The organism is Salinisphaera japonica YTM-1, from assembly GCF_003788585.1.
GTDB lineage: Bacteria > Pseudomonadota > Gammaproteobacteria > Nevskiales > Salinisphaeraceae > Salinisphaera > Salinisphaera japonica.
On sequence record NZ_AYKG01000032.1, the window covers coordinates 22629 to 32880 of the forward strand.

Here is a 10252-nt window from a genome sequence, read left to right on the forward strand (position 1 = left end):
GAGTGTTATCTGCTCCGCTTTTGAGATAATTAGTTCTATGTCACTCAAATCAATTTTCAGGTTCATCTATGGCGACTAGAATTTTTACCGGCCCTTACGAAGTTTATTCATCTGGGAAAATATTTATATTGGCTGAAGATGAGACGCTTTTTAAAATTGGAGATAATGAGTTAATAGAGATAGGGTTGGTTATAAAAGTTAAGGATGGGGAGAAAAGATCGATAAAAACCGATCCGAAATCAGGTAGTCGAATAGATTTTGTTTTTACAAATCCCAGCGGAGCCGGCTACGGAGTTGCGAGGCCTGTTGAGGTCGGCACCCTGGACAGCCGATCACTTCACGTATCTTTTCATTTAGATATAAAAGGTGAAAACGAAGCATATGAAGTGAGTTATGGGTTCTTTCTAGGTTTGGAACAATGAGCGAAAATGGTATCAATCGGCCTAGAACAGGAATTTCCGCTGTTGGGGCAGAAAATGTAGAGGCTCACGTAGAACTAGAAAAACAGAAGAAAAAAATAAATAAAGAAATAATAGATAAAGTTTTTGACAGCCTCTTATCTTCTTCTTTTTTAGTTTTTTTGGTGGTTATTTTGATCGTTTTTTCTGGTTTCTACATCATGACAACTGAAAGGTTTGGGAAAAATGACGTTTTAGATTTTTGGAAAATGATTCTTCCCCTCGTGACTACCTATATCGGTTATGCAATAGGTAGAGGGGCGCACAGGGCTTAAGAGCGAACGGGGTCAGGTCTTGCATTGCCACATGTGGCCGGAATAATTCTTTAGGTTCATGGATTTTTAAATAAGCCGCCCGCGTACGGGCTGGGTTGGTTCCGTAGGTAGTAAAATGAGTAATCCTATTCAGCCAATATCTGAGCTTGGTGAACGTGCTAAACGCGCATTAGTTCAAGAACTTGGCGTTGTAGATACCATGCGCTTTCTCAATCAGTTCAGAGCGGGTAATGGAAACTATGCCGCCGAGCGAGAGCAGCTATTTAAAGACGAATCGGTGGGTAGTATTGCAACTAGCATCAAATCTCAAAGAACTGACAAGATTTAATGCTCAAAAACAGGGTTAGCGCTTGCATTGCCGAATTTCGCCGGGAAAAGGCTTTAGAGCAATTGGTTCTCATGTGAGCCAACCGGGTGCGCCTTACCATTGAGGTCAATTAGCGCAGGTGAAACAAGACGATAAATAGTTCGTCTTGTTTCTCGTCATCATCCGCGACGCCCGAGCCATGAAGCCGCCGCCATCCCGCGGCCCCACCATGCCCACATCTGCGCTATCTGCGTCCATCGGCGGATAAAAACACAACAAGACCAGCCGCCACGCGAGCGTCACGGGCTTACGGTGATTTGGCGGCAGCGCCCGCCCCACAATCTGTGCAATCTGCGAAATCTGCGGATCATCTTTTTCTTTTCAGGCTCGGGCGGAACGCCCGGTCGCATGCTCGCGCAGGTATTCGGTGAGCGCGAAGCCGGCCAGCAGCCAGAAGGCGCCGACGATCAGCCCGGCGGCGACGTCGCTTGCGAAATGCACGGACAGGATCATGCGGCTGGCGGCGATTGCGGCGATGAGCATGCCGGCCCAGAAGGCGAGCTCGAAGCGCAGGCGCGGTTGGGCGACCTCGCGCACGATCGCGTAGGCGATGAAACCGTAGACAGCCATGGCGCCAGTGGCATGGCCGCTGGGAAACGAGGGCGTGGCGGCATGGGCGAAGGTGAGAAACTCGGGCCGGGGCCGATCAATGACGTACTTGCCGACGTAGGTGATCAGCTGCGAGCCGGCCACGGCCAGCCATAGGCCGGGCAGGAAGGCCGCGCGCCGGTCGGCCCAGAGGAAAGCGCTGGCCACGCCGGTCACGGCCACCAGCGTCATGATGTCGGCCAGGTGGGTGATCTTGGCGAACACGGCCACTACGTCCGGGTCGCGCACGACGGCCAGCGCCTGGTTGATCTGGCGGTCCAGGCCCACGATGCCGCTGCGCTCGATGACTTCTTCGGCCAGATCGGTGCCGATCGCGGCCAGATAACCGGCCAGCAGCACGATCAGGGTCAAGGGCAGGCCGGCAAACCGATCGGTGGCGAATCGATGCTCCAGCCAGGCCGTGAGGCGTGGAAAGCGTCGCCGTGCCAGATCGATGAGCTGCCCGACGCCGTAGACACGCAGCAGCCAGCCGCGCAGACGCGCCACGACACGGGGGACGAGCTTCAGGATCAGCTGGCGTGCCAGACCCACGAGCACGCGGGCAGCGAGTGCGATCGCCAGCAGGCTGAGAAGAATCGCGGGGACAGACCAGGGTTCGAGCAAGACAGACAGATGCGCGCTAAGCCAAGCGCGCCAGTATAGCCAGTCGAGGCCGCTGTTTTGTTGCGCGTGGCACGCTATGTGCCTGACGCTTGCCGCCCGCGGTGTGCCAAAACGGTGTTGAATGACGGATAGACGAGCCCTGGTTTTCTGCGTGCGCTGGCTGGCGCGTATCGGCTATGGCGCGCGGGGGCTGGTTTACCTGATCTTCGGCGGGCTGGTGCTGGAAACCGCCGTACGCCTGACGGCGGCCCACGATGTGCGTGATTCGCTACAGGTGATACACGATCTGCCGGCCGGCCGTGGGTTGCTGGTGGTGATGGCCGGTGGCTTGGTGGCCTATGCGCTTTGGCGCACGGTGCAGTCGCTGCTGGATGCCGACGGCCACGGTTGGCGTGTGCGCGGGCTGGCCGTGCGCGTGGCCCTGCTGTTCAGCGCGGCGGCTCATGTGTCGCTGGCCTGGGCCGGGCTGCGGCTGGCCATGGCCATGGGCCGCGACGGGGGCCAGCCCGTTCGCACCGCGGTGGCACGGGTTCTGGACTGGCCGGCCGGGCGCGAACTGGTGGTCGCCGGCGGCATCATCGCGATCGGGGTGGGCGGCGCCCATTTTCAGAAAGCCGTGCGCGGCGGGTTTCGACAATGGTTTGAAACATCGGCCGGGGCCATGCGCTGGATCGATCCGGTCAGCCGTATCGGGCTGACCGCGCGTGGCCTGATGTTCGCCGGCGTGGGCGCGTTCGTGATCTATTCCGGGCTCACGCTGGATGCCAGCGACGCGCTCGACGTGGCCGGGCTGCTGGATTGGGTGCGCGAGGCCGATTATGGCCGCTGGCTGTTGACCGCTTGGGCGGCCGGGGTGGCGCTGTTCGGGGTCTACTCGTTGATCGAGGCGTTCGTCAGGCGGGTCGATTTCAGCGGATGAACATGGCGTCGCCATAGCTCAGGAAACGATATTCGCAGGCGATGGCATGGGCATAGGCCGCCAGCACGGACTCGCGCCCGGCAAAGGCGGCAATCAGCATCAAAAGGCTGGATTGGGGCTCGTGGAAGTTGGTGATCACGCCGTCCACGACATGAAAAGGATCCCCCGGCTTGATGAACAGCTCAGTCTCGTCGGCATAGGGCACCATGGGCCCGCCGCCGGCGCGGGCGGCGGTCTCCAGGCTGCGAATGGCCGTTGTGCCCACCGCGATCACCCGGCCGCCGGCGGCTTTCGTGCGGGCCACGGCGTCGCAGACATCGGCGTCGACGAACACGCGTTCGGCGTGCAGGCGCTGGCCGGCCAGATCGCCTTCGCGCAGGCGTTGGTAGGTGCCCGAGCCGACGTGCAGCGTCACATAGCCGAACGCCACACCGCGCTCGGCCAGGCCGGCCAGCAGCGTCTCGTCAAAATGCAGCCCGGCCGTGGGGGCCGCCACCGCCCCGTCGTGGCGCGCCCAGACGGTTTGATAGCGCGTGCGATCACTGGCCTGGTCGTCGCGTCGGATATAAGGCGGCAACGGCATGTGCCCGTGCGCGCCGAGCAGCGCATCGAGCGAGGCCGCGTCAGCAATGGCCAGATGATAAAGCTCGCCGTGGCGGGCCGTGACCTCGAGCGTGAAGCCGCCGATGATGATCCGCGTGCCGGGCCGGGGCGGCTTGTTGGCGCGGATCTTGGCGCTGATGCGCTCGGCGGCCAGGATACGCTCGAGCATGATCTCGACCGCGCCGCCGGTGGTCTTGTGACCATACAGCCGGGCCGCCAGCACGCGCGTGTCGTTGAAGACCAGCAGATCGCCGGCCTCCAGCAGATCGAGAAGATCCACGATCCGACGATCGGCCAGCGCGCCGCTGGTCCGGTCCACGCATAGCATGCGTGAGGCGCGTCGCTCGGCCAGCGGGGCCTGGGCGATACGGGCCTCGGGTAGGGCGTAATCGAAATCTGTCTTGTCCATGACCATCCGGCGGCGGCGTGCGCGGCCGCGATTGTGACCAGCGCCGCGACGTCTCACAAGCCGGTTCAGCAAGCACGCCCCGCGCGGGGGTAGACTGAGCGCGTTCATTCAAGCGCTTCTTTCGAGGTGATTCGTGCGCAATACGCTGACCTCCGTCATGGCCAGTACGTTGGCGGGTTGGCGCGGCACGATCGCCGCGAAGGGCACCCGACAGCCCCCGCTGATGCTGCAACTCTACGAATACGAAGCCTGCCCGTTCTGCCGCATGGTCCGCCAGGCGCTGACCGAGCTGGACCTGGACGCCGTGATCCTGCCCTGCCCGCGGGGTGGCACGCGGTTTCGGCCCCAGGCCGAGCAGGTCGGCGGGCGGGCCCAGTTCCCGCTGCTGGTCGACGACAACACGAACGACGTGATCTATGAGTCGCGCGATATCATCGATCATCTGGCGCGTACCTATGGTCAAGGCAACGGGGCGAAGATCGCAGCCCCCGGCATGATCGGCCAGATCGGCGCCAGCCTGGCCAGCCTGACGCGTGGCATGGCCGGTATGCACGCGGCCAATCGCCAGGGGGCGGCCCCGCCGCGCGAGCTGCCCGAGCTCTATAGTTTTGAATCCAGCCCGTATGCCCGGCGCGTGCGCGAAGTGCTGTGCGAGCTGGAAGTGCCGTATGTGCTGCGCAACGCCGGCAAGGCCACGAAGGCCGATATGGGCCCGCCCTGGGTGCGCCAGACCTTTTTCGCCGATGCGCCGGTCGAGGGCCGTAACCGCCAGATCCTGTTCGACGAGACCGGCCGGCTTCAGGTGCCTTATCTGGTGGACCCGAACACCGAAACCGCGTTGTTTGAGTCCGCGGATATCGAGGCCTATCTCAGATCCACTTACGGCTAGCCGTATCGCAGGCCAGCCAGGAGCATCGACATGATTGGATTGAAGACGACATGTGTGGCCACCACGGCGGCCGGCCTGATGCTGCTGGCCGGCTGTGCCTCACAGAAACCCGTGCTGTATTCGGCCAACGACAGTGGCCCGGCCGGCGGCCCGCAGGCGATCGAGCGCTGTGAGCAGCGAGCACAGGCCGCCGGGCTGGATTATGACAAGGGCCGTGTGGGCGGCTATGCCAAGGGCGCGGTTGAAAACGGGGCCGTCGGCGGCGCCGCCGGCGCGGTGGGCGGCGCCATTTATGGCAGTGCGGCGCGCGGGGCCGCCGCGGGGGCGGCCGGGGGTGTGGCCGCCGGTATCGTACGCAGCCTGTTTTCCGGGCGCGACAACAGCCCGGCGCCGGTCTACAAGAACTATGTCAATCGCTGCCTGGCCGATCAGGGTTATCAGCCGGTGGGCTGGAACTGATCGAACCCGGGCATGCCCGGCTCAAGGGATTAACTGAATGAAGTTTTTCGATGAATTCCGAACCTTCGCGGTTCGTGGCAACGTGATCGACCTGGCGGTGGGCGTGGTGATCGGCGGGGCGTTTGGCAAGATCGTGACCTCGCTGGTCAACGACCTGATCACGCCGCCGCTGGGTCTTCTGATCGGCGGGGTGGATTTCTCCAATCTCACGGTCACGTTGCGTCGGGCCCATGACGGCATCGCGGCGGTCACCGTCAATTACGGCGCGTTTATTCAGACGGTGATCAATTTTCTGATCATCGCGTTCGCGATCTTCTTGTTCGTGCGCTTGATAAACCGCCTGAAGCGCGCCGAGGCCGCCGCACCGGCCGCGCCACCGGCACCGTCGCGAGAAGAGGTGCTGCTGACCGAGATACGCGATGCGCTACGTGAGCGCGCGCCGACGGCCGACGCGCGCGACACGAGCCGCGATCAATAACCCAGGCGACGCGCCCAGATTTCCAGCGCCCCGCGATAGGCCAGGCGCATCTGCTGACCTATCGCCAGCGCGGCCCAGTTGGCAGCAAACGGGGTGGTGGCACGCAGGCGCGAGGTCCAGTGCACACGGGTACGAATCGCATTCGTGCCCAGCGGCTGCAGCAGGATGCGGGCGCCCAGGTGATGGATCGGCAACGAGGATTCGATGATCCGATAGCCCAGCGACTCGCCCGGCTGATATTCGGTGATCTGCTCGACGAGATGAATGCCCGGCAGCTGGACAACGCGTTCGGCGCCAACGCCGCCGCGCTCGGGCGTGCCCTCGGCACGCAGGCTGACCGATCGCACCCCGGGAAGCTGGGCATAGCCTTCATGATCGGCGATGACATCGAAGATGGTGGCCGCGTCGACGTCGAAATCGCGGCTGACATGGATCGTCTGCATGACAAGCGCCTGGTCACATAAAACGCGCACCTTAGGCCGCGCGAGCCGTGTTGGCAATCCGTACCGCGTGACGAAGTCGGCCCGTCGGCCTACACTCAAGATACTTGTTCGTAGGCTGTGGGGTGTGGCTGATGTCGTGTATGGATCTGAATGTATGCCGCGCGATCGGCCTGATCGCCGTGGCCGGCGCGCTGCTCACCGCCTGTGTCGATAACCGCCCGCCGCCGGCGCATCCGGGCCCGTACGAGCAGCCGGTCGATGCCTTCGACGCCGCGCGCGCGCCTTATGACCCGACGGCGGGCCGGGATCGCGCCAACCAGCCCTTGACCGAAGATATCTCGCAGCTGCGCGAGGCCCGCAACGCCTACGAGCAGAGCCAGATCATGCAGGCCGCCGACGCACGCGCAGAGCAGGCGGATTGTCGCGACGATCCGAACGCCCGGCTGGTTCGTATCCAGGACGGCAGCGGCGACCCGAACGCGGTCTATTGTCAGCGCGGTCCGGGCCGACAATAACCGCCGGGTTGTGCCGGGCCCGACCGGCCACCATGGTGTGAGCATGAGTGATGCAAGCACACCCACCCGCACGGCCGGCGATCATCCGCTGGACACCCTGGACTGGCACAACGCCGGGGCCGCACTCGGCGCGCCGTATTACACGCCGCAGGCGCCGTCGCCGATCGCCGCCCCTTATCCGGTGTTGCTCAATGACGAGGTCGCCCGGCTGATCGGGCTGGACGGTGCGGATCTGCGCCGGGCCGGCTACGCCGAGGTGTTGTCGGGTAATCAGCTGCCACAAGGGGCAGCGCCTGTCTCGCATCGCTACGGCGGGCATCAGTTCGGGGTCTGGGCCGGCCAGCTCGGCGACGGGCGCGCCATCACGCTGGGTGATATCCAGCGGGCCGATGGCAAGGCCTTTGATATCCAGCTCAAGGGCGCCGGCCAGACGCCGTATTCGCGTTTTGCCGACGGGCGGGCCGTGCTGCGCTCGACCATCCGCGAGTATCTGGCCAGCGAAGCGCTGGCCCATCTGGATATTCCCACCACCAGGGCCCTGGCGATTGTGGGCAGCGATGCGCCGATCCGGCGCGAGACCATCGAGACCGCGGCGATTCTCACCCGCGTGGCGCCCAGCCTGGTGCGTTTTGGCAGCTTCGAGATGTTGTTCTATGACCAGGATTTCGAGGCCCTGGCGCCGTTGGCCGATGCCGTGATCAGCGCGCACCACCCCGAGATCGCGGCCATTGAAACCCCGACCGAGCGCTATCGTGCCTGGGCGGGCCGCGTGATCACCCTGACCGCCGAACTGATCGCGGACTGGCAGGCGGTCGGTTTCTGCCACGGCGTGCTCAATACCGACAATATGTCGGTGCTGGGGCTGACGCTGGATTATGGCCCGTTCGGCTTCATGGACAGTTTCCAGCCCGACTGGGTGTGTAACCACACCGATGCCGGCGGGCGCTATGCCTACAACCAGCAGCCCCAGGTCGGGCTGTGGAATCTGGGCCGTTTCGTTCAGGCGATTCTGCCGCTGTTGGCCGAAGAGCCGGACGATGCGGTACAGATCGGCCAGGACATGCTCCAGACCTATCGCGGCGCGTACGATGCCGCTTATATGCGCCGCATGCGCGCCAAGCTGGGCCTGGCGGAGGCCCACGACGATGACCGGGCGCTGGTCGAGTCGCTTTTCAAAGTCATGGCCGCCGACGGCGCCGATTTCACGCGCACCTTCCGCGGGCTGTGTCATGTCGGCCACGCCGCCGATGGCAACGACAGCGCCTTCGTTGATGAATTCGTGGATGTCGATGCCGCCAGGCAATGGCTTGTCGATTGGCGCGCGCGTCTGGCCCACGAGACGGACGACGAGGCGACTCGCCAGGCCGGCATGCGCGGCGTCAACCCGAAATACATCCTGCGCAATTACCTGGCCCAGCAGGCGATCGAGCAGGCACAGGCCGGCGATTACAGCGAGCTTGAGCGTCTACACGAGGTGCTCAAGGCGCCCTTCGACGAGCAGCCCGAGCACGCCGCCTACGCCGAGTTGCCGCCCGACTGGGCGCGTGGCTTGGTTTTGAGCTGCTCGGCGTAGAAGCTCAGCGCTGGCCCAGATCGGCCAGCGGATGCGCGCCTGACCAGTCGGGCACGAAATGATCGGCGACGTGCTGGCCGGGCACGGCGGCAACGCTGTCGTATTGCCAGACCGGTGTCTTGTCCTTGTCCACAAGCAGGGCACGCACGCCTTCGGCGAAGTCGGCGTGGCGACAACAGGCCAGCGCCATGGCCAGCTCGCGTTGCACCGCCTGGGCCAGCGAGAGATAACGCCCGGTTTCCAACTGATCGTGGATCAGATGCGCGGTGGTCGGGCAGCCGGCTGCCAGACTGCCGGCTGATTCGGCCAGCCAGTCATCGCCTGTCTCGGCCAGTGCCGTCAGGCCGGCCACAATATCGCCCAGATCGCTGCCACGCGCGGCTTCGCGGATCGTCGGGGCCGCGGCCATCAAGCGGGAATCGGCCGTATCGGCGGCCGGGCTGCGCTGTTCGGCCGCCGCGAGAATACGGTCGACCGTGCGATGCGGCTGGTCCCAGTCCTGGGCCGTTTCCAGTGCGGTGATAACGGCCTGTTTTTCCCGGTGGGCGATACCGTGCTCGGCCAGGCCGGCAAACAGCACGTCGGCGCTGTCGAGCGTGGCCCCGGTCAGCGAGATGAAGCGCGCCAGATAATGCGGCAGGCGGGAGAAGAACCAGGTGGCCCCGCAGTCCGGGAACAGCCCGATCTTGATTTCGGGCATGGCCAGCCGTGTGGTTTCGGTGACCACGCGATGGCTGGCCCCGGCGAACAGCCCACAGCCGCCGCCCATCACGATGCCGTGGCCCCAGGCGACGACGGGCGTGGCCAGCCGATGCAGGTCATGACACAGCCGATACTCTTCGGTGAAGAAACGCTGCGGATAGTCGGCCTCGATCTCGCCGATGATCGAGCGGTACAGGTTGACGATATCGCCGCCGGCACAAAAAGCCTTGTCGCCCTCGGCATCGATGAGGATGGCCACCACCTCGGGCCGGGCCTCCCAGGCATGAATCGCCGACAGCATGGGCTCGATCATATCCAGGCGTACGGCGTTGAGCGCCTTGGGGTTATCGAGCGTCAGACGGCCCAGAATACGGTCATCGTTCAGCTGAACTTCATTTTCATGGATTCGTGACATGCCTGCCCTCGTTATCGCACGTAAAAACCTGATGTGCCGCTCATTAACGGCGTATCAACAAACATCGTGTGTTGTGCTAAATTCTAAATCAGCGATCGGGGGTTACCGATCGGACAAAAGCAATTATTAAGGAGTTGCGATAATGATTAAAACGGTTCTCAAGACGGCGTTCGCCGCCGGTATCGTGGCCGCTGCTGCCGGTTGTGCCAGCTCGAACAGCCCGATGCAGTCCCAGATCGACCAGGCCATGCGCAAGGCCGAGTCGGCCCAGTCGACCGCCAACGAAGCCCAGCAGACCGCCAACCAGGCACTGCAGACGGCCAACCAGGCCAAGTCGATGGCGCAGGCGAACTCGCAGCGTATCGAGCGCATGTTCCAGACTTCCCAGCAGAAGTAAGAACCATGCGCCGCGCCCGAGTCATCGGGCGCGCATAAAAAAGCCCTGTCGGATATTCCGACAGGGCTTTTTTGTGTCTAGGGCCTGTTGCCGTTTCATGCGAGCCCGCGTTGGAGACCGCAAATCGTGTCCTGCAAG

14 protein-coding genes are annotated in these 10252 nt (G+C 63.1%); 10 read left to right on the plus strand and 4 right to left on the minus strand.

Annotated features, from left to right (window positions below):
- The first annotated feature begins 68 nt into the window (after nucleotides 1–68).
- The 3 genes from SAJA_RS10165 to SAJA_RS10175 all read left to right on the plus strand — a co-directional run bounded on the left by SAJA_RS10165 (nucleotide 69) and on the right by SAJA_RS10175 (nucleotide 1061).
- A complete protein-coding gene (locus SAJA_RS10165) occupies nucleotides 69–422 on the plus strand; it encodes a DUF6864 domain-containing function (RefSeq protein ID WP_123658565.1) in 354 nt (117 codons plus the stop codon).
- Complete coding sequence (locus SAJA_RS10170) at nucleotides 419–733, plus strand: hypothetical protein (protein ID WP_123658566.1); 315 nt, start codon at nucleotides 419–421, stop codon at nucleotides 731–733. Before SAJA_RS10165 ends, SAJA_RS10170 begins: the two co-directional genes overlap by 4 nt.
- A 115-nt stretch (nucleotides 734–848) precedes the next feature.
- A complete protein-coding gene (locus SAJA_RS10175; protein ID WP_123658567.1) occupies nucleotides 849–1061 on the plus strand; it encodes a hypothetical protein in 213 nt (70 codons plus the stop codon).
- 360 nt (nucleotides 1062–1421) lie between these two features.
- Here SAJA_RS10175 and SAJA_RS10180 read toward each other — a convergent pair whose 3' ends face one another.
- Nucleotides 1422–2312 (minus strand): phosphatase PAP2 family protein, encoded by an 891-nt coding sequence (locus SAJA_RS10180; protein WP_221180210.1) that lies wholly within the window; start codon nucleotides 2310–2312, stop codon nucleotides 1422–1424.
- 121 nt (nucleotides 2313–2433) lie between these two features.
- Between SAJA_RS10180 and SAJA_RS10185 the strand changes: the two genes are divergently transcribed.
- Nucleotides 2434–3231, plus strand: a complete 798-nt coding sequence (locus SAJA_RS10185; RefSeq protein WP_123658568.1) for a DUF1206 domain-containing protein — start codon at nucleotides 2434–2436, stop codon at nucleotides 3229–3231.
- On the opposite strand, the gene queA is transcribed toward SAJA_RS10185, so the two are convergent.
- The gene (queA, locus tag SAJA_RS10190) at nucleotides 3221–4243 is read right to left on the minus strand and encodes a tRNA preQ1(34) S-adenosylmethionine ribosyltransferase-isomerase QueA (protein WP_123658569.1); all 1023 of its coding nucleotides are present in this window, start codon (nucleotides 4241–4243) and stop codon (nucleotides 3221–3223) included. The two genes, SAJA_RS10185 and queA, sit on opposite strands and share 11 nt — an antisense overlap.
- Nucleotides 4244–4376: 133 nt before the next feature.
- Between queA and SAJA_RS10195 the strand changes: the two genes are divergently transcribed.
- The 3 genes from SAJA_RS10195 to mscL are packed head-to-tail and all read left to right on the plus strand — an operon-like array spanning nucleotide 4377 to nucleotide 6069.
- Nucleotides 4377–5132, plus strand: a complete 756-nt coding sequence (locus SAJA_RS10195; protein ID WP_221180211.1) for a glutathione S-transferase N-terminal domain-containing protein — start codon at nucleotides 4377–4379, stop codon at nucleotides 5130–5132.
- A 30-nt stretch (nucleotides 5133–5162) separates the two neighbouring features.
- On the plus strand, nucleotides 5163–5591 hold the full coding sequence (locus tag SAJA_RS10200) for a hypothetical protein (RefSeq protein ID WP_123658570.1): 429 nt from the start codon (nucleotides 5163–5165) through the stop codon (nucleotides 5589–5591).
- Nucleotides 5592–5628: 37 nt separating this feature from the next.
- On the plus strand, nucleotides 5629–6069 hold the full coding sequence (gene mscL, locus SAJA_RS10205; RefSeq protein WP_123658571.1) for a large-conductance mechanosensitive channel protein MscL: 441 nt from the start codon (nucleotides 5629–5631) through the stop codon (nucleotides 6067–6069).
- Here the strand turns inward: mscL and SAJA_RS10210 are convergent.
- A complete protein-coding gene (locus SAJA_RS10210; protein ID WP_123658572.1) occupies nucleotides 6063–6512 on the minus strand; it encodes an SRPBCC family protein in 450 nt (149 codons plus the stop codon). The two genes, mscL and SAJA_RS10210, sit on opposite strands and share 7 nt — an antisense overlap.
- A gap of 140 nt (nucleotides 6513–6652) precedes the next feature.
- Here SAJA_RS10210 and SAJA_RS10215 point away from each other — a divergent pair, with 140 nt between their 5' ends.
- Nucleotides 6653–7027, plus strand: a complete 375-nt coding sequence (locus tag SAJA_RS10215; protein WP_123658573.1) for a hypothetical protein — start codon at nucleotides 6653–6655, stop codon at nucleotides 7025–7027.
- Nucleotides 7028–7070: 43 nt separating this feature from the next.
- Entirely contained in the window at nucleotides 7071–8600 is a 1530-nt protein-coding gene (locus SAJA_RS10220; protein ID WP_123658574.1) for a protein adenylyltransferase SelO, read from the plus strand.
- 4 nt (nucleotides 8601–8604) lie between these two features.
- Here the strand turns inward: SAJA_RS10220 and SAJA_RS10225 are convergent, their stop codons facing one another.
- Nucleotides 8605–9717, minus strand: coding sequence for an enoyl-CoA hydratase/isomerase family protein (locus tag SAJA_RS10225; RefSeq protein WP_123658575.1), 1113 nt, complete (start codon nucleotides 9715–9717; stop codon nucleotides 8605–8607).
- A gap of 142 nt (nucleotides 9718–9859) precedes the next feature.
- Between SAJA_RS10225 and SAJA_RS10230 the strand changes: the two genes are divergently transcribed.
- On the plus strand, nucleotides 9860–10114 hold the full coding sequence (locus SAJA_RS10230; protein WP_123658576.1) for an Lpp/OprI family alanine-zipper lipoprotein: 255 nt from the start codon (nucleotides 9860–9862) through the stop codon (nucleotides 10112–10114).
- Nucleotides 10115–10252 lie beyond the last annotated feature (138 nt).